The organism is Shimia sp. R9_3, from assembly GCF_017743755.1.
Classification (GTDB): Bacteria; Pseudomonadota; Alphaproteobacteria; order Rhodobacterales; family Rhodobacteraceae; genus Shimia.
This window is the reverse complement of record NZ_JAGHRP010000005.1, coordinates 301,034-327,329: the sequence shown is the minus strand read 5'-3', so window position 1 is coordinate 327,329 and position 26,296 is coordinate 301,034. Positions and strand designations below refer to the sequence as shown.

Genomic DNA, 26,296 nt, shown 5'->3' with positions numbered 1-26,296 from the left:
AGTGCAAATTCCCGGAAGCAGAACGCACTGAAGTCCGCTACACAGCTCTGGTAGGTCTTGGGAGGCATGATGCCGTTTTTTGCTATTCTGATCGGGCTGTTGCCGTCGTTTCTTCTGGTGGTTTTGGGCGGTGTGGTGCGCGGGCGTCTCTCGGTGAATGCCTGGCAGGGGCTGGACAGGCTCAACTTTGAAATCCTCTTTCCGGCGCTCTTGTTTGTGGCGGCCAGCCAGCGCCCGCTTGAGCTCGCGCAGGTGGCGGCGATTGCGCCCATCGTCTGGGGGCTGCTGGCGGTGGCGCTGGGCGTGGGCTATCTGGCGCGCCCGTTTGGGCCGGAGGCCTTTCGGGATTTTGCGGCCGGGTGGCAGACTTCCTGGCGGACCAACACGGCACTGGCGTTTATCGCGGTGGCCACCACCGACGCGGCGGGCGTGGGCGAAATGGCTGTGGTGGTGGGCATGGGGGTGCCGATGGCCAATGCGCTGGCGGTGATTGTGCTGAGCCGGGGCGGCAGCCTTGGGCTCTGGGGTACACTGCGCAAGGTGGCGCTGAACCCGTTTTTGCTGGCGTCGCTGAGTGGCGTGATCGTGGGCTTGTCGGGGCTGCGCATACCGGGGCCGGTGTTGGCACCATTGGAGTTGCTTGCGGCGGCGGCCATTCCGATTGCGTTGATCTCGGTGGGGGCGACGATGAACTGGGGGGCGCTGGCGCGGCTGGACCGGTTCAGCGGAGCGATATGTGCCACCAAGCTGGTTGTGATGCCTGCAAGCGCGCTGGCGGTCGCTTTGGCCTTGGGGCTTGAGAGTGGCGTGGCCGCGGCGATGGTGGTCTGGGCCGCCCTGCCCACCGCAAGTGCGGCGCATGTTCTGGCGGCGGGCTTTGGGGCGGATCGGGAGCTGGCGGCGACTTTGGTGGCGCAGACAACTTTGCTGGGTGCGGTGAGCCTGACGCTTTGGATCACCTTGGTGGAGGTGGTGTTTTAGCCCGGAACAAAGGCGCGAAGCGCCGCCGGGCATCGCCCGACCGACCGCATGGGCGGGCGATTTTGCAAGGTCTCAGCATCCAAAAAACGCAAGAATGATTAGAGAGATAAAGTGGCAGCTTGTGCCAGATGGTCGCCCACCTTCGGTCGGGCGATGCCCTGCGAAACTCAAGCGCGTTCTAGTGCTTCAACATCTCCCGCCATGATCGCGGGGACGGCGGCTTCGATGCGGTCCTGTGGCCAATCCCACCAAGCGACCTCCAAAAGGCGGGCAATTGTGGCCTCATCAAAGCGTTTGCGTTCCACTGTGCCGGGATTGCCTGTCACGATCCCGTAGGGCGGCACTGTGCCGCGCACCACCGCGCCTGCGCCGATGATCGCGCCATGCCCGATCTGCGCGCCGGGCAGCACCATCGCGCCGTAGCCGAGCCAGACGTCATGACCCACAACCGTGTCGCGCTTATCGGGCTGATAGCCTTCGGGCACGGTTTCACCAAAAATCGGAAAGGGATAGCAGCTCAGCCCATCCATGGCGTGATTGGCTGAGGCGGTGATGAAGCGCACCCCATGGGCGATTTGACAGAATTTCCCGATCTGCAGCTTTTCTTGCGAAAACGGGAAGAGGTAGGGGGCCAGATGGGTGGCCCAGTCCTCAGGCGGTGCGAAGTCAGAGGCATAGGTGAAGTCTCCGACCGAGAAGTTGGGCTGTTCAATCACAGCGGAGAGCAAAACCGTGCCTGCGTGGCGTGATCCATCCGGGAGCACGATGGGGTGCGGCAGGGTTGGATCGGGCAGGGGCATGGGGCTCTCCGTGTGTTGGGGTCAGCTTTGGCCGGGGCGGGCCAGCGTGAATGTGTTGTCGACCACCGAGTAGTCTTTGTAGCCAAGGCGGGCGAGGGGGCGGAAGGTGGTCACGTCAAAGATGCCGTCCACAAGGCAGTCGTCGCGCAGATGCACGCCGGTGACTTCGCCCAGAACCATAAAGTTGTTTTCCCCCAAGAGCGGCACGATCTGGGTCATGCGGCATTCCAGCGAAGCCGGTGCGCCGATGAGGCGGGGGCAGGCGATGGTGTCGCACTCGGCCGCTTCCAGACCGGCTTTCTCAAACTCGTCCACGTCTTTGTCAAAGCCATCGGTGGAGATGTTCATCGCATCGCGCATGTCAGAGGCAACGATGTTTACGCAGAACACCTCGGTGGCGCGGATGTTGGAGAGGCTGTCCTTGCCCTCGGCCTGATCGGGTTTCGCCCCGGTGGAGGCAAACATCACCTGCGGCGGGTTGTCTGCGAGACCGTTGAAAAACGAATAAGGCGCGAGGTTGCGCGCGCCGTTTGCATCTTGCGTCGACACCCATGCAATCGGGCGCGGGGTGATGATCGCTTTGAACGGGTTGTGCGGGAGGCCGTGGCCGTCCTTTGGCTGATAGAACATGAGGTTTCCCTTATTGGTTTGCAGGAAGTCGTAGCGCCATGTTAGGGGCGAGGGAACCGTAAAAAGACGTCACAATCGGGCAGGGAGCGGGCGGTGTTCACGCTGGCAGTGGAGACAGGTGAGGATTGGTGGGAGGTAGAGGCGCTGTATGACCTCTGCTTTGCGCCGGGGCGTGAGGCGCTGAGTTCTTACCGGTTGCGCGATGGGGTGGACCCTGTGGCCGGGCTGTCGCTGGTGGCGCGGGATGTGGATGGCATTCTGGCGGGCGCGATCCGGTACTGGCCTGTGAAGATTGGCGACGTAAAGGCCTTGCTCTTGGGGCCTGTGGCGGTGCACCCGACCCATCAGGGCGAAGGGCTGGGCGGTTTGCTGATCGAAGACAGTCTGAGCCGCGCCGCCCCTTTGGGCTGGGAGCGGGTGATGCTGGTGGGCGATGCGCCATACTACCGCCGCTTTGGGTTTGAGAAGCTTGCAGATGTTGTGATGCCGCCGCCGACCAACCCGGAGCGTGTGCTGGGACGGGCGCTGGTGGACGGCGCTTGGGAGGACATCGCGGGGGATGTTGAAAGCGTGGCTGGCTGAGGCCTGAAAAAAAACGCGCTGTTGGGGCCAAAATAGGGGGTAAACCCATGTCATATGAGCTGACCACCAAGCAGATTGCGGATCTGACCGCGCTGCGCCACGCGCTGCATGAGACGCCTGAAATCTCCGGTGAAGAGGCGCAGACCGCCGCGCATATTGCGGAGGCATTGCGCCAAGCGGGGGCGGATCAGATCTGGACCGGCCTTGGTGGGCATGGGGTGGCAGCGGCTTTTGAGGGCCAGGAGGCGGGGCCAACCGTGATGATCCGCTGTGAGCTGGATGGCCTGCCGATCCATGAGGTGTCTGATTTGCCTTACCGTTCGCAGATTGATGGCAAAAGCCATGTGTGCGGGCATGACGGGCATATGACGATGGTGATGGGCTGCGCGCTTGCGCTGGCCCAACGTCCGGCGCGTGGCCGCGTGATATTGCTGTTTCAGCCCGCTGAGGAAACTGGCAGGGGCGCGCCTGCGGTGGTGGATGATCCGCAGTGGTCTGCGCTGAAGCCAGACTATGCCTTTGCCATTCACAATCTGCCGGGCTTGGCGCTGGGCACGGTTGGGCTTTGTGCGGGCACGGCCTGTTGCGCCTCACGCGGGATGCAAATCAGGCTGGCGGGCAAAAGCTCTCATGCGGCCATGCCGGAGGACGGCGTGTCTCCCGCAGGCGCAATGGCGGAGCTGATGACCGCCTTGCCCGCGCTGAGCCGTGGGGACGCGCTGGATGAGGCCTTTCGCCTTTGCACTCTGACCCATTGCAGCCTCGGGGAGCCGACCTTTGGCATTGCGCCGGGGGATGGCGAAATTCGCTGCACGCTGCGCTGTGTGAGTGATGCCACCATGCAGGGGTTGATCGAAGAGGCGGAAACAGCTGTGACGGAGGCGGCCCTGCGCCACGGGCTTCAGGCCGAGATCACCTGGCATGATGTTTTTGCCGCGACGGTCAACGCGGATGAGGCGGTTCAGCTGACACAGCGGGCCGCGCAGGCCACGGGGCTGGCGGTGGAGATGATGCCGGAGCCGATGCGGTTTTCTGAGGATTTTGGCTGCTTCGGACTGGACGGCGCGACCGCGGCGATGATTTTTCTGGGCTCCGGAGTGGATCAGCCGCAGCTTCACAATCCTGACTTTGACTTTCCCGATGCTTTGATCCCGCGCGGCACCCATATGTTTCTCAACCTGATCACACAGCTGCTGGAGGCGTGAGCCTAAGCGCGCCTAGAGCATAGGTTGAAGCCTTGGGCGGGATGCCTACCTATTCTCCATGACCAAAGTAGAGATTTTGCCGGACGCGCCGCTGCGTGAGATTGATCTGGAACGCGAGTTGGATGCGCTGGCCAAGCGGTATCAGGGCGCAAGCGGGCTGGGGATGAAGGTGCTTGGTGTGCTCGGCATCCCTGTGGGCGGCTTGTTGAAATCGCTGCCGCAAGAGGTGCAGACCGGTCTTGGTGGCGCGACGGAATATGCTCTGACGCAGGCGGTGAAATGGGCCGATGGCAGCCGTGGGGTGATCAAGGATCAGCCGGATTGGATCAACGCCTCTATCACTGCGGCGCTGGGCGCGGCGGGTGGTGTGGGGGGCGTGACCTCATCATTGGCGGAACTCCCGATCACGGTGACAGTATTGCTGCGCGCTATCCAAGGCGTTGCGGTGCAGCACGGGTTTGATCCGTCCAAAGAAAGCGTGCGCTTTGATTGTGTGCGTGTGCTGGCGGCCAATGGGCCGTTTGAGGAAGACCGCGGCGCGGATCTGGCGATGTTGGAGCAGCGCGCCGGGCTGGCGGTGGGCGGCGCAAAATGGGTGACAGCGGTGATTGTGCCCCGTCTGGCGCCCGTGCTGGGGCAGAAGCTGGCGGCGCAGGCGGTGCCGGTGATTGGCGCCGCTGCCGGCGCGGCGACGAACTATGCCTACACCAGCTATTACCAAGACATCGCCCATGTGCATTTTGGCCTGCGCAAGCTGGCTGTGGAGGCGGATGTTGCACCGGACGTGCTGGTGGCTGGGATGCGGAAGCGGCTGGGGACGGACTAGGTCTTTCATTAGCCCGGAACAAAGGTGCGTAGCGCCCGACCGCCCCCACGGGCAGGCGATGCTCCGAGCCTAAGCCTTAATTTCCGTTGCGCAGATACTCCATCACGGCGGGGCGGACGGATTGATCACCTTGTTCGCGCGCCTGATGGATCACGCGGCGCACCTCGCTGAGGTCCACGCGGCGCAGCAGGCTTTTGACCGGACCAATGGAGGCCGGACGCATGGAGAGGTGGCGCAGCCCCATGGCGGCAAGGCACACCGCCTCGATGGGGCGGCCTGCGTCTTCGCCGCAGAAGCTGAGCGGCGTGCCGGTGTCGATGCAGCGGTTCACGATGCCCTCAAGGAAGGTCAGGAAGCTCACATTCAACGTGTCATAGCGGCGGCGGACCCGTTCGTTTTCCCGGTCGGCCGCGAAGAAGAACTGCTTCAGATCGTTGCCACCGATGGAGAGGAAGTCGACCTCCTCATAGAACTTCTTGGGGGCAAAGCCGAGGCTTGGGGTTTCCAGCATCGCGCCCACTTCCAGCGTTTCCGGCAGAGGGTGTCCAAGAATACGCTCACGCTCCATTGCCTTGTCCACTTCGGCGCGGGCTGCGGTGTATTCCTCATATTGGGCGATGAAGGGGAACATGATGGTCAGCGGGCGGCCCTTGGCCCCGCGCAATAGCGCCTGAAGCTGCATGCGCATGACGCCGGGTTTGTCGAGCGCGACGCGCACGGCACGCCAGCCAAGTGCCGGGTTGGGCTCATCTTGGGGCGCCATATAGGGCAGCACTTTGTCAGAGCCGATGTCCAGCGTGCGAAACACAACGCGCTTGCCCTCTGCCGCATCCATCACGCGGCCATAAAGCTGCGCCAGTTCGGTGCGTTTGGGCATCTGGTTGCGGATCAGGAATTGCAGCTCGGTGCGGAACAGGCCGACCCCTTCCGCCCCGGAGGTGGGCAGGGAGGGCAGATCGGCCATAAGGCCCGCGTTCATGTGCAGATGCACCAGTTGGCCGTCCCGGCTTTCCGCGTCCTTGTCGCGGATTGAGGCGTAGCGTTCCTGGGCCTGGGTCGCCATGGCGATCTTGTCGCGGAAGGCTGTCACTACGGTGTCATCCGGGCGCAGGTGCACAATGCCCTGATCGCCGTCGACCATGATGTGGTCGCCATTGAGCGCTTCGGTCGTGATTTTGTCGGCGTGGATCACCAAAGGGATCGCCAGCGCGCGGGCCACAATGGCGGCGTGGCTGCCAACAGAGCCTTCTTCGAGCACGATGCCCTTGAGCTTGCGGCCATATTCCAGCAGCTCGCCAGGGCCGATGTTGCGGGCAATCAGGATCGGGTCAGAAGGCATTTCCGCACCGGTTTCGCTGCCCTGACCAGTCAGGATGCGCAGCAGGCGGTTTGAGAGATCATCGAGATCATGCAGACGCTCGCGCAGGTAGGCGTCGGTCACCTGTTCCATGCGGGACCGTGCGGCGGATTGCTCCATCTCCACAGCTGCCTCAGCAGAGAGACCGCGGGAGATGTCCTGCTCCATGCGGCGCATCCAGCCTTTGGAATTGGCAAACATGCGGTAGGCTTCGAGCACGTCGAGCTGTTCTTTGTCACCGCGGGCCGCCGTATCAAGCATCTTGTCCACGCCCACGCGCAGCTCTTCGACCGCGTCATTCAAGCGCTTCAGCTCGACCTCGGGATCGTCGGCCACAGGGTTGGTGACCACCACGCGCGGCTCATGCAGCCAGACATGGCCCTCGGAAGCCCCCTCCTGGCCGGAGGTGCCGCGAAACATCTCTGATTGCTGGTGCAGGGCGCTCATGGCCGCGCCTTCGCCGATGAAGGCGCCAAGCTCGGTCATTTCCGCAAGCACCATGGCGACAACCTCCAGCGCGTAGACTTCGTCCAGCGAGAAGGTGCGCTTTTCCTTGGATTGCACCACCAGAACGCCAAGGTTGTCGCCGAGTCGCTGCACCGGCACACCGCAGAAGCTCGAAAAGATCTCTTCGCCGGTTTCCGGCATATAGCGGAAACCCTTGGCGTTGGGCGCGTCGTCGGTGTTGACCACGGAGGAGGCGCGGGCCACGCGGCCCACAAGCCCTTCGCCCACGCGCAGGCGGGTCTGGTGCACCGCTTCGGGGTTCAGACCTTCGGTGGCGCAGAGCTCAAGCGTTTCATCATCACGAAACAGATAGATCGAGCACACTTCGGTGCCCATCGAACTGGCGATCAGGCTGGTGATCTTGTCGAGGCGTTCCTGACCGGCACTGTCTTCGGCCAAAGCGTCTCTGAGCCGCCCCAGCAGTTTGCGGCTTTCCGTCTGGGTATCTTGCGCCATAAACGGTGTGGTCCTTGGTTGTCGCTCACCTTGCGAATAGACCACAACCGCTCAGAAATCAAAACGCTTTATCTGCACCTTACCGTGGGGCAGGCTGTGAAGCTTACCGGCTTCGCATGGATTTTGGTCACTTCACGCCGCCACCCGTGGTAGGAGGTCGCGGGAGTCTTCTCCATATTTAGGGGATTGTTAACTGAAGTTGCCTCGCGTTTAAATTGAGGCAGTTAAAACCAACGAAGTACTTCCTGACGATGACTATTGTGAAATCGCTGTTGGCGGCGACAGCGCTAACTTTGAGCTCTCTGACATTGGCCGCACAAACCGCAGATCCCACTGAGCTTGCGTTTTGGGATACGGTCAAAACATCCGAAAATGCCGAAATGCTGCAGCTTTATCTGGAAAACTATCCAGAGGGCGCATTTGCCGGCTTGGCAAAGATCATGATCTCACAGCTTGGCGGCGCGCCTGCGGAGCCGAAAGCGGCGGCGGATGAGAGTGCGACGGATGAGGCAGCATCGCGTGCGGAGCCAAGTCAGTCGGCAGCCATGCTGGAAAAGGCAATGCGCAACTGTGATGCGCTGGTTGGGGATGTTGAGAGTTATCTGCGCAAAGATGCTTATCTTCCGGTGTTTGATCTGTCTGATGCCGATCTTCGAAAGGCGCTCTCGTCGTGCTCGATGGCTGGGCTCACGGAGCAACCCTCTGCCTATTTTAAGCATTTCATGGCGTACTACGCTTTGCTGGATCGCGAGGAGCGGGGGTTGTCAAATGAGGAATGGTCGGTGCTCCAAAAAGCGGCGGATGCGGATTTTCCGGCGGCCATTGTCTGGGCTGGGCGGCTGTATTTGCACACCTATGCTGGAGGCGCGGAGCAGAGCTTTTTGAACGAGGGGCTGGCGATTCTGGAGCGCGGCGTTGCGCTGAAGCAAGAATATGCCGCGTTTGAATTGGGGCAGTTTCATAGCGGAGCAGAGCCATACTATAGCGACGCGGAAGTGCCTTACCATGTCGACAATCCGACGGAGGATTATGGGAAGGCGTTGCAGTACTTTGCCAAGGCAGAGTCCTTTGGCAGCGCCACAGAAGCGGCCTTTGAGCAAGGTGCACTTTATGGCGATTTAACGTTGGATATCCGCGATGCGGATGCGGCTGTGGCGGCCTATGAGCGCAGTATCGCGCGGGGGCAACGCCTTGCGGACTCTCACGGAAGACGCAGCGGTTTTTTGACCATACCTGCTTTATCGTCTGCTCGGATAGATGTGCCGCAAGATATTATGGGCTTTCTCTCAGAACCTGACTTTGCAAGCGGGGTTCAGGCTGCCATGACGGCTGCCGAGCTTGGGTGGGAAGAGGGGGAAGCCTTTTGGTCAACCCGTGCGCTGGAGATGTTGCAGAAGTTGCTGTTTGTGATCTCGGATGCGCAGGCCATAAACTACGAAAACAATTTTTTGGCCTGGCGTGGCTCTGAGGACAACACAAACGTCATTGGGTTCTTGAAGGCTATTGCGGATACGATCGAATCCGAAATGGTCACCCGGTTTGAACAAAACCATCACGGCGAGAGTGGCGAGGATGCGGAAACGATGCGCGCCTGGCGGGAGGCGTTTGATCGCCTGATGGATGACCGTGTATATGCGTTCACTGAATTGAATGAAGTCACCGGTTGGGATTTCGATTTTCGGAGTGCAGATGACTGTATCAAGTGGGTGAATGAGGAGTGGATCTCTGTGCGGGTGTTCGAAGTCGAGGTCTTCAATGAATGCCCTGCGGATGTGAGCTTTGCTATGGTGGTTGATCAGGTGTCTCACTCAGGGAAAATCCATAAGCACGAGAAGCGCATTGAGCTTCCTACATGGGGAGAGGAGACGCTTCGGTTTAGTGCCCCCTTCGACGCTAAAACGGCCAACTACAACTGGCGGGCGTGTTATTCAGTGCAGGGGGAAATTGTGTCGTATGACGACGGCGATGCCCTGTTTTGCGAGGGGGCTGACCCGACCGAGGCGCAGGATCTGGTGGGAAACTATATTGGGCGGCGTGATGCGCTTAAACGGCATGTGAAAGAACTCCTGGATTGGGAGCTCGAACAGTTTTGACAAAAAAGCCCGCCAGATGGCGGGCTTTTGATTTTGGGTGGAGGGCGTGGCCTTACGCTTTCTCAAGCTCAAAAGCGTCGTGCAGGGCCTGCACGGCCAGTTCCATGTATTTGCGCTCGATCAGCACGGAGATTTTGATCTCGGAGGTGGTGATCACTTTGATGTTGATGCCTTCGTCAGACAGCACTTTGAAAGCCTTGGCGGCCACGCCGGACTGGCTGCGCATGCCGATGCCAACCACAGAGACCTTGGCGACCTCTTCGTCGATGACCAGCTCGGCAAAGTTCAGGCCACCGGAGGATTTCAGGGCGTCCAGCGCGGCTTCGGCGCGTTTCACCTGATCGGTGGGCAGGGAGTAGGTCATGTCGGTGCGGCCATCTTCGGAGATGTTCTGCACGATCATGTCCACATTCACGCCCGCGTCAGACAGGCAGCCAAAGATGATGGATGCGATGCCGGGGCGGTCGGCCACGGACAGCAGGGTCATTTTGGCTTCGTCGCGCGAATAGGCGACACCGGAGACGACGTTGGATTCCATTATTTCCTCCTCATCGCAGACCAGCGTGCCTGCTTCATCGGATTGTTCTTCAAAAGAGCTGAGAACCCTCAGCCGGACTTGGTTGCGCATGGCGAGTTCCACGGAGCGGGTCTGGAGGACCTTGGCGCCGAGGCTGGCCAGCTCGAGCATTTCTTCAAAGGCGATCTTGTCGAGTTTGCGCGCCTTTTGGCAGATGCGCGGGTCGGTGGTGTAGACGCCGTCCACATCGGTGTAGATGTCACAACGCTCTGCCTCAAAGGCGGCGGCAAAGGCCACCGCTGTGGTGTCAGAGCCGCCTCGGCCCAGGGTGGTGATGCGGCCTTCCTCGGAGATGCCCTGAAAGCCTGCCACAACGGCAACACGCATGCCTTCGCCAAATTTGGCGTTGATGTTGTCGGTCGGGATGTCCTCGATGCGCGCCTGGCTGTGGGCCGAGGTGGTTTTGAGCGGCACTTGCCAGCCCTGCCAGCTGCGCGCCGGTACGTCCATTTCCTGCAGGGTCAGCGCCATCAGGCCTGCGGTGACGTTTTCACCGGAACTGACCACGGCGTCATATTCACGTGCGTCATAAAGCGGGGAGGTTTCATCGACATAGCCCACAAGCTTGTTGGTTTCCCCGGACATGGCAGAGACGATGACGATGACGTCATAGCCTTTGGCCACTTCCACGCCGACGCGTTTGGCGGCGCGGCGGATGCGGTCAAGGTTGGCAACAGAGGTGCCGCCGAATTTCATCACAAGTACGGGCATGGCGCGTCCTTAAATCGTAAGTCGGAGGGGGTTTACGCGGTTGGGGGGCGAGAGGCAAGCTTGATTGACTTTATCGGCCCTTGAGGTGGGCGTGAGAGGCGCGGGAGGCATGAGGGGCCAGCCCCTCTGGCGCAGTGGGCTGCGCCATTCACCCCGGGATATTTGGGCAATGAGAAGTTTGTGAATGAGAAGATTGGCGCGCTTAGTAGGCGTGGGCGCGGCCGTCCCAGGTTTCAAAGCAGCCGGTGGTCTCAAGAGACAGGGCGTCAAACCGGTTGATCAGGCCAGAAGCGCTTTCTTCAAGAGTGATGTCTGCCTGTGTGCCGCCCATATCGGTTTGCACCCAGCCGGGGTGGTAGATACCCACGGCAATGCCGATGTGGGCCAGATCGGTCGCCAGATTGCGCCCAAGGTTCAAGGCGGCGGCTTTGGAGGCGCGGTAGATGTAGGAGCCCCCCGGTGCGCGGGTGTGGGAGGCCATCTGCGAAGAGATGATCGCGATTTTGGGGGCCTCGGAGAGCTGCAGGTTGGGCAGCAGGTTCTGCACGGTCAAAAAGACGCCGGTGACATTGGTGGCAAAGCTGTCCGCCCACATGTCGGTCGGGTAGCCGTCTGCGAGGTTTTGGCCCTTGTCCAGATAGACGCCGGCATTGCAGATCAGGAGATCGATGGGCTGGGCGTCCAGTGCGGCGGCCATGGCGGCCTGGCTGCTTGCGTCGCGCACATCCAGAGGCAGGAAATCTCCTCCGCCGCGGCTGGTGCCGGTGACCTTGTGACCTGCCTTGCGATAGCGATCAGAAAGCGTTGCGCCAATGCCTCGGTTGGCGCCGGTGATCACGATGTGCATGGGAAGGTCCTCTCTGGGTGTCAGTTGGTTTTGCGGCCGATGGAAAATGGCAGGGGCGCGACCGGCACGCCCTCTTCGATCAGGGCTTTGGCCTCTTCGGGCTTGGCTTCGCCATAAATGGCGCGCTCTGGGGCGCTGCCTTCATGCATTGCACGGGCCTCGGAGGCAAAATCCTTGCCGACATAATCGGAGTTGGCCTCAACATGCTGGCGCAGCTCGCGCAGGGCCTGCTCTGCCGGGGAGGCCGGAGCGGAGAGGGCGCCGGGGTTGGGCTTGGGCGCCTCTGCCGGTTGTTCCTGTGGTGCCGGGGCGGCGGCCGCTTTGCGCGCCGGACGCACGCGAGGCGCCATCATTGCCTTGGTGACATCCGTGTTGCCGCATAGGGCGCAGGCGACCATGCCGCTGGCCTGAAGCTTGTCGAAGGCTTCTGCGGATTGAAACCAGCTGTCAAACCGGTGGTCGTTGGCGCATTTTAGGGTGTAGTTGATCATCGCGATGGCGTGTCTTGGTCAGCTCTTGGGTGGCGCGAACATATGGTGCGTGTTGGGGGCGATCAAGCTTGGCGCAGCTGTTCGGCCTATGACCTTGCGCGTTTCTTGAGCTGTTTTGTGTCAAAGTTGCGCACGATCTCTGCCAGTTCCGGGATGCGGATGTGTTTGGCGGCTTTTTTCGGGCGCATCCATTTGCGGCGGCGCTGGCCTGCTTCGGGGTAGTGTTTGGCGAGTTTGTCGACCTCCAGAGCAAACACCATCACGCGGATTTTCTGGCCGCGCAGCGGGCCGCGGGTTTTGCGGTAGCGGAACTGGCCAATGCTGTGCTTGCCGATCGCGCCGGTGATGCCGGCCTCTTCCCAGGCTTCCTGTGCCGCAGCTTTGTGGGGTTTCATCCCATCCATGGGCCAGCCCTTCGGGATGATCCATTGCTGGGTGCCGCGGGAGGTGACCATCAGGATCTGTGGTTTGCCCTTGCGGATGCGGTAAGGCAGCGCGGCAAATTGCAGGTTCTTCCCGGTTTTGCGGGCTTTCTGGATCATGGCCTCAAGGGCCGAGGGGGCGAGGAGGCCCATCAGCCAACTCCTTGGTTCACGACACGCGCATGAGAGCGTTTGTGAGGAAGGTAGCGCAGATTGGGGAGGGGGCAAGCGCATAGTCGTCGCAACCCGCGATTTCTCGTGGAGGGTGTGGTTTGGGTCGCGTTTGGGACTTCATGGGGCGCGTGGCCGGTGAAATGTGGGAATGAATGGGATGGGTGGCAATGTTCATGGGAACTCACTGCGAATCACGTGGGTGTGACGGCGATTTGTGGGGATGTTGCGGCGCGTTTTGAGGCTTTTTGAGCGCTAGGTGGAGATTTTTTGGGATTTCTTGGGAAGTCGATTTCTGTGGATAAATCACACATTATTTGGTGTTCAAAAGTAAATGTCTGTGGATATGTGGTGTAATTCGAATCGATCGGCACCAATTTGGCGCGTTTTTTGCGGTGCGAAAATCGTGTATATAGACTCTGCGGGGCAAAATTTGTGTTGCCTTCCATAAATTCCCATGGCATCCCTAAATCCACGATGAGGACGGGAACAAACGAGGCGCTAAGACCTCAAATCCCAAGTCAGGTTTCATACAGGCACCCGCTTTCATCGAAAAAAAGAGATCCGGTGCGTGGGCGAGCAGAACATCCCCCCAGGTGGCACGCGCAACTGGACACCCGCACAAGCGGGACGAGGGCGGCGGATTGATCAGTGGCAGCAGATCAATCCGCCGTTTCGCTTCCACCGGACCCATTCCGGGTGGTGGGGCAGGCAGAGGTTGAAAGGGGCCATAGGCAGTGGCGCTTATGTTTCGCGGCGAAAGCCGTAACAAGGTGGATACGAAGGGACGGATGTCGATTCCGGCCAAGTTCCGCCGTGTGCTTGAAGCAGGCGATCCAGACTGGAAAAGTGGCGCAAACCCCAACCTCGTGATCGTATACGGCGGCAAGACCCGCGATTATCTGGAATGTTTCACGGTTGAGGCGATGAATGATGTGGTGGCCCGCATCATGAAAATGCCCCGTGGCAGCAAGAAGCGCCTTGCGCTCTCCAATCTCTATCTGACCCTGTCGATTGACGCCTCGGTGGATGACACCGGGCGGATCGTGCTGCCCAAAGAGCAGCGCGACAAGATCGGCCTCGCGGACATGGCGGTGTTTGCCGGTAAAGGCGACACCTTTGAGATCTGGAACCCGGAGACCTATGAAGCCACCCAGGCGGAGGCGCTTGAGGCGGATGACGATTTTGATCCGGATGCCGATCCTTCGATTTACCTTGATGGCGACGAGGGGTTCTAAGGATGGCGACCCCTGAAGATCCCGCCACCAAACGCTCTCACATTCCTGTTCTGCTTGCGCCTCTGCTTCGCGCGGTGGCACCTGTTTCGGGGCGCTGGCTTGATGGCACATTTGGCGCGGGTGGTTATACCCGTGGGCTGATCGATGCCGGGGCCAGCAAGGTCTACGGCGTGGATCGTGATCCGCTGGCGTTTGAGATGGCAGCCCCGTGGGTGGGCGGCTATGGCGATCAGATCGAGCTGGTGGCCGGTGTGTTTTCCAAGATGGATGAATATGCCGAGGATCTGGATGGTGTGGTGCTCGACCTTGGGGTCAGCTCGATGCAGCTGGATCTGGCAGAGCGCGGCTTTTCCTTCATGAAGGACGGCCCGCTGGACATGCGGATGAGCCAGGATGGGCCCTCGGCCGCGGATCTGGTGAATGAGGCCGGTGAGGCCGAGCTCGCGGATATCATCTACCAGTACGGGGAAGAGCGGGCGAGCCGTCGGATTGCCAAGGCGATTGTGCGGGAGCGGGCGGCTGCGCCGATCACCACCACATTGCGTCTGGCGGAGATCGTCGAGAGTTGCCTGCCGCGCCCGAAGCCGGGGCAGAGCCATCCGGCGACACGCAGCTTTCAGGCGCTGCGGATTGCGGTGAATGATGAATATGGCGAGCTGTTCCGTGGGCTGATGGCGGCGGAGCGCGCGCTGAAACCCGGCGGGCTTCTTGCGGTTGTGACCTTCCATTCGGTGGAAGACCGCATGGTGAAGCGATTCTTGCAGTCGCGCGCGGGCAAAACCGGCAACGTCAACCGCTATGCCCCTGAGACAGAACAGGAAAAGCCTGCGTTTGAGCTGATCACCCGCAAGGCGGTCGGACCTGACCCGGAAGAGCTTGAAGACAACCCGCGTGCGCGCTCTGCGAAACTGCGGGTGGCGCGGCGCACCGATGCGCCAGCGGGTGAGATTGCGGGCAAGGCGATTGGAATGCCAACCCTTGGAGGGCGGAAGTAAATGCGGACGGTGTTGTTTGTTTTGGCGGCTGGTATGGTGATTGCGCTGTCCGTGTGGGCCTATCAGGAGAACTATCGCACGCAGGCGATGATCGGTGAGACCGAACGTTTGCAGCGTGAGATTGGCGAGGCGCGGGCGCGTCTGTCGGTGCTGAAGGCGGAGTGGGCCTATCTCAACCGTCCCGACCGTCTGCGCGATCTGGCCGAGATCAACTATAACGATCTGCAGCTTTTGCCGCTGCGCCCCAACCAGTTTGGGCGCGTGGAGCAGGTGGCCTATCCGGCCAGCGGTGTTCTGTTTGACATTGAGAATGCAGTTGAGGTCTCCGCTGAGGAGGTCACACCATGACACGCACACCGCTGAGACCGCTTGCGTCGATCCTGCGGGCGCGGGATGTGGGGGAGAACCCGGACAGCATTGAGCGCGCCAACCTGCGCGCGCGCCATGAAGAAATGCGCAGCAAGGGGCGTGCCCGTGCGGAAGGGCGCTTGCTGATCATGGCGGTTCTGTTCACCGGCGCGTTTATCACTGTGGGCGCGCGGATGGGCGTGGTCAGCATGTCTGAAGCCACCGAGCCGCGCACAAGCTATGCCGGGAGCCGCATTCAGGCGGAGCGCGCCGATATTGTCGACCGGCATGGGCGCATTCTGGCAACCAACCTTGAGACCCACGCGCTTTATGCGCAGCCACATCACATGATTGACAAAGAGCGCGCCGCAAAAGAGCTGGTCGCGATATTTCCGGATCTGGATGAAGAACGCCTGATTAAAGATTTCACAGGAAAGAGAAAATTCCTCTGGATCAAGAAGAAGATCAGCCCTGAGCAGCAGCAGGCTGTGCATGATATTGGCGAGCCGGGGCTGCTGTTTGGCCGCCGCGAAATGCGGCTGTATCCAAACGGGCGTTTGGCGGCGCATATCCTTGGCGGGGCGAGCTTTGGCAAGGAAGACGTGCATGATGCCGAGCTGATCGGTGTCGCAGGTGTTGAAAAGTATTTTGACGATGCGCTTCGTGATCCAGCCAATGGCGACAAATCGCTGACCCTGTCCATTGACCTCACTGTGCAGGCCGCGGCCGAGCGCGTGCTTTGGGGTGGCATGAAGCTGATGAACGCCAAGGGCGCAAGCTCTGTGCTGATGGATGTGAAAACCGGTGAAGTGATCTCCATGGTCAGCCTGCCGGATTTTGACCCCAACAACCGCCCGCGCCCGCCGGTGCAGGGGCAGGCGGCGGACAGCCCGCTGTTTAATCGCGCGGTGCAGGGGCTTTATGAGCTTGGCTCGACCTTCAAGATTTTCACCGCCGCGCAATCCATCGAGCTGGGGATTGCCGCGCCTGAGACGCTGATCGACACCAAAGGGCCGCTGCGCTGGGGCAAGTTCCGCATTCGGGATTTCCGCAACTACGGCGCGCAGCTGACGCTGACCAAGGTGATTGTGAAATCCTCCAATATCGGCACCGCGCGGATTGCGCAGCTGATCGGGGCGGCGCGTCAGCAGGATTTCCTGCGCAACCTTGGTTTCTTTGAGCCGACACCGGTTGAGGTGGTCGAGGCGCGCGGTGCGCAGCCGCTGCTTCCGCGCAATTGGTCTGAGTTGTCGACTATGACGATTTCTTACGGCCATGGCATGTCGGCCAGCCCCCTGCATTTGGCGGCTGGTTATGCGGCGATCGCCAATGGCGGCACCAAAGTCACGCCAACCCTGCTGAAGCAGGATGATGTAGAAACCGGCCCGCGCGTGATGAGCGCAGAAAGTGCCGAAGCCGCCCGCACCATGTTGCGTAAGGTGGTGAGCGAGGGCACCGCCTCCTTTGGCGAGGTGCCTGGCTATGCGGTGGGCGGCAAGACCGGCACGGCTGATAAGCCGAAAGAAAACGGGCGCGGATACTATGAGGACAAGGTGATCGCCACCTTTGCGGCGATGTTCCCGACCCATGATCCGAAGTATGTGCTGATCCTGTCGCTGGATGAGCCGGTGGAAACCACAGGCGATGAGCCGCGCCGCACAGCAGGCTGGACCGCAGTCCCTGTGGCGGCTGAAATGATCGCGCGCGTCGCACCGCTTTTGGGGCTGCGTCCCGAAGTTGAACCCACGGAGTTGGCTGATATAACGCTGACATCAAACTAAGCCGAGCAAAGGCGGGGCACGGATGGCAGTGGGCGCAAAACATCTTTCTGAATTGGGCCTGACGGCCATTGGCGGGGCAAATCCGGCGATCACCGGCTTGGCGGTGGACAGCCGCGACGTGAAAGAGGGCTTTCTGTTCGCAGCGATGCCCGGCACGCGGGTGCATGGGGGCACTTTCATTCAATTTGCTTTGCGCATGGGCGCGTCTGCGATCCTGACCGACGCGGCGGGCGCAAAGATTGCGGAGCAGGAGCTGGCGGCAAGTGATGCCGCTGTGGTGATTGCGGAAGACTCGCGTCAGGCGCTGGCCTATACGGCGGCGCTGTTTTTTGGCGCACAGCCCGGCATTATGGCGGCGGTCACCGGCACCAATGGCAAAACCTCTGTGGCAACCTTCCTGCGGATGATCTGGCAGGAGATGGGGCTTGAGGCGGTGAACCTTGGCACCACCGGTGTGGAGGGCGATTTCACCGCTCCGCTGCATCACACAACGCCGGAGCCGATCACGCTGCACCGCACCTTGGCGGCTGCGGTGGAGGCGGGCATTGGCTTTGCTGCGATGGAGGCCTCTTCGCACGGTCTGGCGCAATGCCGTCTGGACGGGGTGCAGCTGAAGGCGGCGGGGTTCACCAACTTCACGCAGGATCACCTCGACTATCACGAGACCTTTGATGAGTATTTCAACGCCAAGGCCGGGCTTTTTGCGCGCGTTTTGCCGGAAGACGGCACGGCGGTGATCAATGTGGATGACCCACGCGGCATGGAGATGGCGCTGATCGCGGGCGGACGGGGGCAGGGCGTTCTGACCGTCGGCAAAGGCGACGCAGACCTCGCGCTCACTGCCCAGCGGCTGGATGCGACAGGGCAGGACGTGCGCTTTACCTTCCGGGGCAAAAGCTATCAGACGCGGCTCAATCTGCTTGGCGGGTTTCAGGCGGAGAATGTGCTTTTGGCGGCTGGTCTGGCTGTGGCCTGTGGCGCGGAGCCGGAACGGGTGTTTGAGGTGCTGCATGAGCTGAAAGGCGTGCGCGGGCGGATGCAACTGGCGGCGACGCGGGCCAATGGGGCGGCGGTTTATGTGGATTACTCCCATACACCTGACAGTGTGGCCACCGCGCTCAAAGCCCTTCGCCCTCATGTGATGGGCCGGCTCATCATTGTGGTTGGCGCAGGCGGAGATCGCGACACAACCAAACGCCCGCTGATGGGGCAGGCGGCCGCCGAACACGCCGATGTGGTGTTTGTCACCGATGACAATCCACGCAGCGAGGATCCTGCAGTGATCCGTGCTGCTGTGATGGAGGGCGCGCCCGAGGCCACCGAAGTCGGCGACCGGGCTGAGGCCATCCTGCGCGCGGTGGATGCGCTGGGGCCGGGGGATGCGCTGTTGATTGCGGGCAAAGGGCATGAGACCGGGCAGGAAATCGGCGAAGACATCCTGCCGTTTGATGATTGTGAGCAGGCCAGCGTGGCCGTGGCCGCTTTGGATGGAGGTCTGGCATGACGCTTTGGAGCTCTGTCGCCGCTGCCGAGGCAACCGGTGGGCGCAGCACGCGCGACTGGACCTGTAACGGTGTCTCGATTGACACGCGCACCCTTGAGGAAGGCGATCTGTTTGTGGCCCTCACCGCGGCGCGGGACGGCCATGAATTTGTGGCGCAGGCTTTGGAAAAAGGCGCCGCCGCCGCTTTGGTGAGCCGCATTCCGGAAGGCCTCACGGAAGATGCGCCGCTGTTGATTGTCGACGATGTGCTGGAAGGTCTGGAGGCTTTGGGCTGTGCCGCACGCGCCCGCACAGAGGCGCGGATTGTGGCGGTCACCGGCTCGGTTGGCAAGACCTCGACCAAAGAAATGCTGCGCGCTATGCTTGCGGGGCAGGGGCGCACCCATGCCTCTGTGGCGAGCTACAACAACCATTGGGGCGTGCCGCTCACCTTGGCGCGGATGCCCGAAGACACCGAATTTGCGGTGATTGAAATCGGGATGAACCATCCCGGCGAAATCTCGCCGCTTGCCAAAATGGCGCGGCCGCATGTGGCGCTGGTCACAACCGTTGCCGCTGTGCATCTGGAAGCTTTTGAGAATGTCGCGGGCATCGCGCAGGAGAAAGCGGCGGTGTTTGACGGGCTGGAGCCGGGTGGCATCGCCATCGTGAACGCGGATATCGATACGGCAGATGTGTTGCGCGCCCATGCGGAAGCTTTGGGGTTTGCCAAGCAGGAGTTTGGCGAGAGCGCAACAGATTGGCAGCTGGGCGAAATCAAGCTGCAGGGCAATGTGACCGTGGCGCGTGCCAAGCAAGGCGATGAGGCGCTGCTTTTTAAAGTGCAAAGCGCAGGACGGCACTTTGCGATGAATGCACTTGGCGCTTTGGCCTCGGTTGACGCGATGGGCGCAGATTTGGCGCTTGCGGTGGCCGATCTTGGCCGCTGGACCCCGTTTGTGGGGCGCGGGACACGCGAAACGCTGGTGCTCGATCCGGTGGAAACCGACCGTACGCTGGAGCTGATAGATGAGGCCTATAATGCCAATCCCACCAGCCTTGGTGCTGCGCTTGAGGTTCTCGCGGCAGCAGAGCCCAAAGACGGTATTGGCCGTATCGGCAAAGGGCGACGGATCGCCTTTGTCGGGGACATGAAGGAACTGGGGGCGGATGAGGTGGCGATGCACGCGGAGCTTGCCAAGCATCCGGCGATGGCGGAAATCGACATTGTGCATTGCGTTGGTCCGCTGATGCAGCACCTGCACGCCGCACTGCCCGATGAAAAACGCGGTTTGTGGGCTGCGACCAGTGCGGAGCTGGCGGCAGAAGTGCGTCGGCTGGTTGATTCCGGTGATGTGGTCATGGCCAAGGGCAGCCTGTCGATGGCGCTTGCTAAGGTGGTTGACGCCATCCGCAAACTGGGCCATCCCGCCCCGCAATCCAAAAACGAGGACCTGTAATGTTCTATTGGCTGACCGCGCTGTCGGATGGCGGTGATTTCTTCAACCTGTTCCGCTACATCACCTTCCGCGCGGGTGGTGCCTTCATGACGGCGCTGATCTTTGGCTTTCTGTTTGGCCGCCCGCTGATCAATGTGCTGCGCCGCAAACAGGGCAAAGGCCAGCCGATCCGTGACGATGGTCCCGAAGGGCATTTCGCCAAAGCGGGCACCCCGACCATGGGAGGCCTGCTGATTGTGGGCGCTTTGGTCACCTCCACCCTGCTTTGGGCGCGTTGGGACAATGGCTTTGTCTGGCTCGTGCTGTTTGTCACGCTGGCCTATGGCCTCATCGGGTTTGCCGATGACTATGCCAAAGTGTCCAAGCAGAACACCAAAGGTGTGTCGGGTCGCGTGCGCCTGTTGCTGGGCTTTGTTATTGCAGGGATTGCAGGGGTTTGGGCGACATTTTTGCAGCCCGACACGCTGCAGTTCCAGCTTGCTGTTCCGGTCTTCAAAGAGGTGCTGATCAATCTCAGCTGGGCCTATGTGCCTTTTGCCATGTTTGTGGTTGTGGGCGCGGCCAATGCGGTGAACCTGACTGACGGTCTGGACGGGCTTGCCATCATGCCGGTGATGATTGCCGCAGGCGCGCTGGGTGTCATTGCCTATGCGGTGGGCCGTGTCGACTTCACCGAATATCTGGATGTGCATTATGTGCCGGGTACCGGTGAAATCCTGATCTTTGTCGCCGGTCTGATCGGCGGCGGTCTTGGCTTTCTGTGGTACAACGCCCCGCCTGCAGCGGTCTTCATGGGCGACACCGGCTCGCTGGCGCTTGGTGGCGCACTTGGCGCCATTGCCGTGTCCACCAAACACGAGCTGGTGCTCGGTGTCATCGGCGGCCTCTTTGTGGTTGAGGCGCTCAGCGTGATCATTCAGGTGCTCTACTTCAAGCGCACCGGCAAGCGGGTCTTTCTGATGGCGCCGATCCACCACCACTATGAAAAGAAAGGCTGGTCGGAGCCGCAGATCGTGATCCGCTTCTGGATCGTCGCTGTGATCCTCGCGATGATTGGTCTGGCGACGCTGAAGCTGCGCTAAGCGACCCCTACAGGTGAGACAATGAGAGGCGTGCCGATTTTGGCGCGCCTTTTTGCTTCTCATTCTCCAAATATCCCCGCCGGAGGCACCCGACGTCTGCGCCTTGTGCCTCCCTCACGGTCGGGGCACTGTTGGCGCGGAACTTTTTGGGGGTGTCAGATGATTCCAGTACAGGGCTTTAAGGGCGCAAAGGTCGCCGTTTTGGGCTTGGGGCGCTCAGGACTTGCCACAGCGCGGGCGCTGCGTGCGGGCGGCGCAGAGGCGATCTGTTGGGACGACAACCCCAAGGCGCGCGAGACCGCCGAGGGCGAAGGGTTTCTCTGCGCGGATCTGCTCAAACAAAACGCGTTTGAGGGCATCGCCAGCCTGATCGTCAGCCCCGGCATTCCGCATCTCTACCCAACACCCAATCCCGTGGTGGCTGCGGCCTTGGAGGCCGGTGTCGCGGTGGACAATGACATCGGGCTGTTTTTCCGCTCCTTCGCCAACGGCGGCTGGGAGATGTTTGAGACCATGCCCAAAGTGGTTGCGGTCACAGGCTCCAACGGCAAATCCACTACGTCTGCACTGATCCACCATGTGCTGAGCGAGGCCGGGCGGCGCACGCAGCTGGCGGGCAATATTGGCCGTGGGGTGCTGGATCTGGATCCGGCGGAAGATGGTGATGTGATTGTGCTGGAGCTGTCGAGCTATCAAACCGATCTGGCGCGCAGCCTCACGCCGGATATTGCGGTCTTCACCAACCTCAGCCCCGATCATCTGGATCGGCACGCGGGCATGGGGGGCTATTTCGCCGCCAAGCGCCGCCTGTTTGCCGAAGGTGGGCCGGATCGCGCCATTGTCGGCGTTGATGAGATCGAAGGGCGCTATATGGCGGGGCAGCTTTCTGAAGGCCCCTCGGATGACCGGGTGATGCGCATTTCGACCGAGCGCAAGCTGACCGAGCCGGGGTGGAACGTCTTTGCCCGCAAAGGATTTCTGAGCGAGTATCGCAAGGGGCGGCAGGCCGGCTCGATTGACCTGCGCGCCATCAAGGGGCTTCCCGGTGCGCACAATCATCAGAACGCCTGTGCCGCCTATGCGGTGTGCCGCGCGTTGGGGCTTGCACCGCGTGTGATTGAGGCGGGTTTTGCCAGCTTTGGCGGCCTGCCGCATCGCAGCCAGATCGTCGCAGAGCATGCTGGTGTGACCTATGTGAACGACAGCAAGGCCACCAATGTGGATGCGGCGCAAAAGGCGCTGGCGGCGTTCAAAAAGATCCGCTGGATCTGTGGCGGGCTGGAGAAAGAGGGCGGTCTGGGCGATCTCGCTGAAAGCACGGGCGAGGTGGTGAAGGCCTATGTCATTGGGCGTGAGGCGGCCAATTTTGCCATGCAGCTCAAAGGGGTTGAGGCCGAGGTCTGCACCACGATGGAACAGGCGGTGGCGCGCGCCGCGGCGGAGGCGCAGCAAGGCGAGACCGTTCTGTTGGCCCCGGCGGCGGCGAGTTTTGATCAGTACGACAGCTTTGAAAAACGCGGCGAGGATTTTGTGGCGCAGGTACAGGCGGCGACAGGCGCAGCTTAACCCCGCTTGGCCGCAATCGCCTGACCTGCGGCCCAGCCCGAACTCCAGGCCCATTGGAAATTGAAGCCGCCAAGCCAGCCGGTCACATCCATGGCTTCGCCGATCACATAGAGGCCGGGCACGGCTTTGGCTTCCATGGTTTTGGACGACAGCCCGTCTGTGTCGATCCCGCCAAGAGTCACTTCTGCGGTGCGGTAGCCTTCGGTGCCGGAGGGGAGCAGCTCCCAGTTTTGCAGCCGATCACAGAGCGCTTGCAGGGCAGCGTCGGACTGATCGGCGAGATTGCCGGACAGATCCATGGTCTCGCTGAGGTGATCCACCAGACGGGAAGGCAGCAGCGTGGCCAGCTCTGTGGTGAGATTGCGGCGGCCCTGTTCCTGACGGCGGTTGCGCAGGGTGTCAAACGGGCTGCTGTCGGGGAATAGGTTCACGGCGATCGGCTGACTTTCGCGCCAGTAGGAGCTGATTTGCAGCATGGCGGGGCCGGAGAGGCCGCGATGGGTGAACAGCATCGCCTCCTCAAAGCTGGTGCCATTTGCCACAGCGCGCACCGGATGCGCCACGCCGGAAATGGCTTTGAAGCGACCATCAGAGAAGGTGAAAGGCACAAGGCCCGCGCGGGTGTCTGTGACGGCCAAGTCAAACTGGCGCGCAATGTCATAAGCCAGCCCGGTTGCGCCCATCTTGGGAATGCTTTTGCCACCGGTGGCCAGCACAAGATTGGTGCAGGTGAGCGCCTGCTGTTGGCCGCCTTTTTCAACCTCCACAGAGAAGGTTGTGCCATCATGGGAGACGCTGACGATCTGGGTTTCAAGCCAGAGCGCGGCACCCGCCTGTGTCATCTCTGCCTGCAGCATCGCGATGATGTCTTTGGCGCTGTTGTCACAGAACAGCTGTCCGAGGGTTTTCTCGTGATAGGCGATGTTATGGCGCGCCACCATGTCGATGAAATCCCACTGCGTATAACGGCTGAGCGCGGATTTGCAGAAATGCGGGTTGGCGGACAGGAAGTTCTCGGGACCTGCATACATATTGGTGAAGTTGCAGCGCCCGCCGCCTGAGATGCGGATTTTCTCGCCCGGCGCTTTGGCGTGATCCAGCACCAGCGTGCGTCCGCCGCTCTGCGTGGCGCACATCATGCCCGCCGCACCTGCGCCGAGAATGATGCTGTCCCAATGTGTCTGTCTGCTCATGCTGGCGGGGTGCCTGATGATGTCGCTCTGGTCAAGAGGGGCGCTGCTCTTGCCACATCTGCGATGTGGCGACCCCGGGATATTTTGAGAATGAGAAATCCCAGAGGGCGCTCTGGAGCTCAGAGGGCGGGTAAATCGGCCATCTCTATACTTTTCATAAAGCCTGTTGGGTGTTAGACTTTCACCCAGACCCGGAAAACGGGCGTTTTGAGGCAGAGATCGGCGTATTTCGATGACAGAGATGGTTTATGGCGCGTTGCCCGTTCGGGCGCGTGAGCCCGTGCTTCCGAAATGGTGGCAAACACTGGACAAATGGACGATGACATCCATTGTGTTGCTGTTTGTAGTTGGCTTGATGCTGGGCATGGCAGCAAGCCCCCCTTTGGCGGCAAAGAACGGGTTTGAGCCGTTTCACTACGTCAAAAAACAAGCTTTCTTTGGCGGGTTGGCGATGGTGACCATGGTTATCACCTCGATGATGTCCCCCACATTGGTGCGCCGTCTTGCGGTGGTTGGCTTTGGCGTGTCCATGATCGCGCTGGCGCTTTTGCCGGTGTTTGGCACGGATTTTGGCAAAGGCGCGACACGCTGGTATTCGCTGGGGTTTGCCTCCTTGCAGCCGTCTGAATTCCTCAAGCCGGGATTTGTGGTGGTCGCGGCCTGGTTGATGGCGGCCAATGAGGAGATCAATGGCCCTCCGGGGCGGCGCTGGTCCTTCCTGTTGATGATTACCATCGTGCTGATGCTCGCCATGCAGCCTGACTTTGGCCAGGCCTGTCTGATCCTGTTTGGCTGGAGCGTGATGTATTTTGTCTCCGGTGCGCCGATGATGCTGATTGGCGGGATCATCCTGTCGCTGATCCCGGTGGCGAATTTTGCCTATAACAACTCAGAGCACTTTGCCCGTCGGATTGACGGGTTTCTGGATCGTTCGGTCGATCCGACCACGCAGATTGGCTATGCCACCGAGGCGATCCGTGAAGGCGGTCTGTTTGGTGTCGGTGTGGGCGAAGGGCAGGTGAAATGGTCGCTGCCGGATGCGCATACCGATTTCATCATCGCGGTGGCGGCCGAAGAATACGGGCTGATCCTCGTATTTGCGATTCTCGCGCTCTACGCGACCATTGTGCTGCGCTCGTTTTTCCGCCTGATGCGGGAGCGTGATCCGTTCATTCGGCTGGCAGGCACCGGCCTTGTGGCGATTTTCGGCGTACAAGCGCTCATCAACATGGGCGTTGCGGTGCGGCTATTGCCCTCCAAAGGCATGACTTTGCCGTTTGTGAGCTATGGCGGCTCTTCCCTTATCGCCGGGGGGATTGCAGTTGGCATGATTTTGGCGTTTACCCGCAGCCGTCCTCAAGGTGAGATCGGGGACATTCTGCGGGGGCATGGTAGATGAGTAGACAGCCACTTTTGGTGATTGCGGCAGGTGGCACAGGCGGCCATATGTTTCCGGCGCAGGCGCTGGCGGAGGTGATGCTGCGCAAAGGCTGGCGGGTCAAGCTTTCCACAGATGCGCGTGGCGCCCGTTACACTGGTGGCTTTCCCCATACGGTGGAGATTGAGGAGGTCAGTTCGGCCACCTTTGCGCGTGGCGGGGCGCTGGCCAAGCTGGCGGTGCCGTTTCGCATTCTTGGCGGCGTGTTTGGCGCTGCGCTGAAGATGCGCAAAGACCGGCCCGATGTGGTGGTCGGTTTTGGCGGATATCCGACCATACCGGCCATGGGGGCGGCCTGGCTGTTGAAGTTGCCGCGGATGATCCATGAGCAGAACGGCGTGCTGGGCCGGGTCAATCAGGTGTTTGCCAACCGTGTCGATGTGGTGGCTTGTGGCACCTGGCCAACGGCGCTGCCGGACGGTGTTGAAGGCACGCCGGTGGGCAACCCTGTGCGCAAGGCGGTGATGGATCGCGCGGGCGCAGGCTATATCGCGCCGGGGGATTACCCTATGTCGGTGCTGGTGATTGGCGGCAGCCAAGGCGCGCGGATCTTAAGTGATGTGGTGCCTGCGGCGATTGCCGCTTTACCGTCTGACATTCTGGGCAATCTGCGCGTGGCGCATCAGGCGCGCGATGAGGATTTTGATCGGGTGTCGACCTTTTATGCAGAGGCGGGCATCGCGGCGGATGTGCAGCCGTTCTTCACCGATGTTCCGGCACGGATGAGCGAAGCGCAGCTGGTGATTTCACGTTCCGGCGCGAGCTCGGTGGCGGATATCTCCATCATTGGGCGGCCGTCGATCCTTGTGCCATTTGCGGCAGCGGCGGGCGATCACCAGACGGCCAATGCGCGGGGGCTTGCAGAGGCGGGCGGGGCGATTGTTGTGCCTGAGAGCCTTCTGACGCCGGAGTCACTGACCGAACAAATCACAACCATTTTGAGCAACCCGCAGGGCGCAAGCCAGATGGCGCAGGCCGCGCTGTCGGCGGGCAAGCCGGACGCGACCGAGGCGCTTGTGGCGCTGGTCGAGCAGCTGGCGAACAAGGACCAATAAG

Annotated in this window: 23 protein-coding genes; 15 read left to right on the top strand and 8 right to left on the bottom strand. The window is 61.1% G+C overall.

Features of this window, described 5'->3' with window-relative positions; all coding sequences use genetic code 11:
* Positions 1–69 precede the first annotated feature (69 nt).
* Positions 70–981, top strand: a complete 912-nt coding sequence (locus J7412_RS15110) for an AEC family transporter (protein ID WP_209079388.1) — start codon at positions 70–72, stop codon at positions 979–981.
* 167 nt (positions 982–1,148) lie between these two features.
* Here J7412_RS15110 and J7412_RS15105 read toward each other — a convergent pair whose 3' ends face one another.
* Positions 1,149–1,781 carry a CatB-related O-acetyltransferase gene (locus J7412_RS15105; RefSeq protein WP_209079387.1) on the bottom strand — a complete coding sequence of 211 codons (633 nt, stop codon included), beginning with the start codon at positions 1,779–1,781 and terminating at the stop codon, positions 1,149–1,151.
* 21 nt (positions 1,782–1,802) lie between these two features.
* A complete protein-coding gene (locus J7412_RS15100) occupies positions 1,803–2,411 on the bottom strand; it encodes a flavin reductase family protein (RefSeq protein ID WP_209079386.1) in 609 nt (202 codons plus the stop codon).
* A 93-nt stretch (positions 2,412–2,504) separates the two neighbouring features.
* Between J7412_RS15100 and J7412_RS15095 the strand changes: the two genes are divergently transcribed.
* The 3 genes from J7412_RS15095 to J7412_RS15085 are packed head-to-tail and all read left to right on the top strand — an operon-like array spanning position 2,505 to position 5,024.
* On the top strand, positions 2,505–2,993 hold the full coding sequence (locus J7412_RS15095) for an N-acetyltransferase (RefSeq protein WP_209079385.1): 489 nt from the start codon (positions 2,505–2,507) through the stop codon (positions 2,991–2,993).
* Between the two features lie 47 nt (positions 2,994–3,040).
* Positions 3,041–4,198, top strand: coding sequence for an amidohydrolase (locus tag J7412_RS15090; RefSeq protein WP_247743944.1), 1,158 nt, complete (start codon positions 3,041–3,043; stop codon positions 4,196–4,198).
* 58 nt (positions 4,199–4,256) lie between these two features.
* A complete protein-coding gene (locus J7412_RS15085) occupies positions 4,257–5,024 on the top strand; it encodes an EcsC family protein (protein WP_209079384.1) in 768 nt (255 codons plus the stop codon).
* Between the two features lie 76 nt (positions 5,025–5,100).
* On the opposite strand, the gene ptsP is transcribed toward J7412_RS15085, so the two are convergent.
* Positions 5,101–7,344 (bottom strand): phosphoenolpyruvate--protein phosphotransferase, encoded by a 2,244-nt coding sequence (gene ptsP / locus J7412_RS15080; protein WP_209079383.1) that lies wholly within the window; start codon positions 7,342–7,344, stop codon positions 5,101–5,103.
* Between the two features lie 251 nt (positions 7,345–7,595).
* On the opposite strand from ptsP, the gene J7412_RS15075 reads away from it, so the two are divergent.
* The gene (locus J7412_RS15075; protein ID WP_209079382.1) at positions 7,596–9,437 is read left to right on the top strand and encodes a hypothetical protein; all 1,842 of its coding nucleotides are present in this window, start codon (positions 7,596–7,598) and stop codon (positions 9,435–9,437) included.
* A 52-nt stretch (positions 9,438–9,489) separates the two neighbouring features.
* Here J7412_RS15075 and J7412_RS15070 read toward each other — a convergent pair whose 3' ends face one another.
* The 4 genes from J7412_RS15070 to J7412_RS15055 all read right to left on the bottom strand — a co-directional run bounded on the left by J7412_RS15070 (position 9,490) and on the right by J7412_RS15055 (position 12,638).
* Positions 9,490–10,725, bottom strand: a complete 1,236-nt coding sequence (locus J7412_RS15070; RefSeq protein ID WP_209079381.1) for an aspartate kinase — start codon at positions 10,723–10,725, stop codon at positions 9,490–9,492.
* A 202-nt stretch (positions 10,726–10,927) separates the two neighbouring features.
* A complete protein-coding gene (locus tag J7412_RS15065; RefSeq protein WP_209079380.1) occupies positions 10,928–11,572 on the bottom strand; it encodes an SDR family NAD(P)-dependent oxidoreductase in 645 nt (214 codons plus the stop codon).
* Between the two features lie 20 nt (positions 11,573–11,592).
* Positions 11,593–12,063 carry a DUF1178 family protein gene (locus tag J7412_RS15060; protein ID WP_209079379.1) on the bottom strand — a complete coding sequence of 157 codons (471 nt, stop codon included), beginning with the start codon at positions 12,061–12,063 and terminating at the stop codon, positions 11,593–11,595.
* 86 nt (positions 12,064–12,149) lie between these two features.
* Entirely contained in the window at positions 12,150–12,638 is a 489-nt protein-coding gene (locus J7412_RS15055) for an NUDIX hydrolase (RefSeq protein WP_247743943.1), read from the bottom strand.
* 764 nt (positions 12,639–13,402) lie between these two features.
* Between J7412_RS15055 and mraZ the strand changes: the two genes are divergently transcribed.
* The 8 genes from mraZ (at position 13,403) to murD (ending at position 22,609) form a co-directional block, all read left to right on the top strand.
* A complete protein-coding gene (gene mraZ, locus J7412_RS15050) occupies positions 13,403–13,894 on the top strand; it encodes a division/cell wall cluster transcriptional repressor MraZ (protein WP_247742913.1) in 492 nt (163 codons plus the stop codon).
* A gap of 2 nt (positions 13,895–13,896) precedes the next feature.
* Entirely contained in the window at positions 13,897–14,889 is a 993-nt protein-coding gene (rsmH, locus tag J7412_RS15045) for a 16S rRNA (cytosine(1402)-N(4))-methyltransferase RsmH (protein WP_209079377.1), read from the top strand.
* Positions 14,890–15,237, top strand: a complete 348-nt coding sequence (locus tag J7412_RS15040) for a cell division protein FtsL (RefSeq protein WP_209063715.1) — start codon at positions 14,890–14,892, stop codon at positions 15,235–15,237.
* The gene (locus J7412_RS15035) at positions 15,234–17,018 is read left to right on the top strand and encodes a penicillin-binding protein 2 (protein WP_209063712.1); all 1,785 of its coding nucleotides are present in this window, start codon (positions 15,234–15,236) and stop codon (positions 17,016–17,018) included. The genes J7412_RS15040 and J7412_RS15035 overlap by 4 nt, the downstream gene beginning before the upstream one ends.
* A gap of 22 nt (positions 17,019–17,040) precedes the next feature.
* Positions 17,041–18,522, top strand: coding sequence for a UDP-N-acetylmuramoyl-L-alanyl-D-glutamate--2,6-diaminopimelate ligase (locus tag J7412_RS15030; RefSeq protein WP_209079376.1), 1,482 nt, complete (start codon positions 17,041–17,043; stop codon positions 18,520–18,522).
* Positions 18,519–19,961 carry a UDP-N-acetylmuramoyl-tripeptide--D-alanyl-D-alanine ligase gene (gene murF, locus J7412_RS15025; RefSeq protein ID WP_209079375.1) on the top strand — a complete coding sequence of 481 codons (1,443 nt, stop codon included), beginning with the start codon at positions 18,519–18,521 and terminating at the stop codon, positions 19,959–19,961. Before J7412_RS15030 ends, murF begins: the two co-directional genes overlap by 4 nt.
* Entirely contained in the window at positions 19,961–21,043 is a 1,083-nt protein-coding gene (gene mraY / locus J7412_RS15020; protein WP_209079374.1) for a phospho-N-acetylmuramoyl-pentapeptide-transferase, read from the top strand. The genes murF and mraY overlap by 1 nt, the downstream gene beginning before the upstream one ends.
* Before the next feature lie 159 nt (positions 21,044–21,202).
* Entirely contained in the window at positions 21,203–22,609 is a 1,407-nt protein-coding gene (gene murD, locus J7412_RS15015; protein WP_209079373.1) for a UDP-N-acetylmuramoyl-L-alanine--D-glutamate ligase, read from the top strand.
* Here the strand turns inward: murD and J7412_RS15010 are convergent.
* On the bottom strand, positions 22,606–23,802 hold the full coding sequence (locus J7412_RS15010; RefSeq protein WP_209079372.1) for an NAD(P)/FAD-dependent oxidoreductase: 1,197 nt from the start codon (positions 23,800–23,802) through the stop codon (positions 22,606–22,608). The two genes, murD and J7412_RS15010, sit on opposite strands and share 4 nt — an antisense overlap.
* Positions 23,803–24,034: 232 nt before the next feature.
* On the opposite strand from J7412_RS15010, the gene ftsW reads away from it, so the two are divergent.
* On the top strand, positions 24,035–25,201 hold the full coding sequence (ftsW, locus tag J7412_RS15005) for a putative lipid II flippase FtsW (RefSeq protein ID WP_209079371.1): 1,167 nt from the start codon (positions 24,035–24,037) through the stop codon (positions 25,199–25,201).
* Positions 25,198–26,295, top strand: coding sequence for an undecaprenyldiphospho-muramoylpentapeptide beta-N-acetylglucosaminyltransferase (gene murG, locus J7412_RS15000; RefSeq protein ID WP_209079370.1), 1,098 nt, complete (start codon positions 25,198–25,200; stop codon positions 26,293–26,295). Before ftsW ends, murG begins: the two co-directional genes overlap by 4 nt.
* Position 26,296 lies beyond the last annotated feature (1 nt).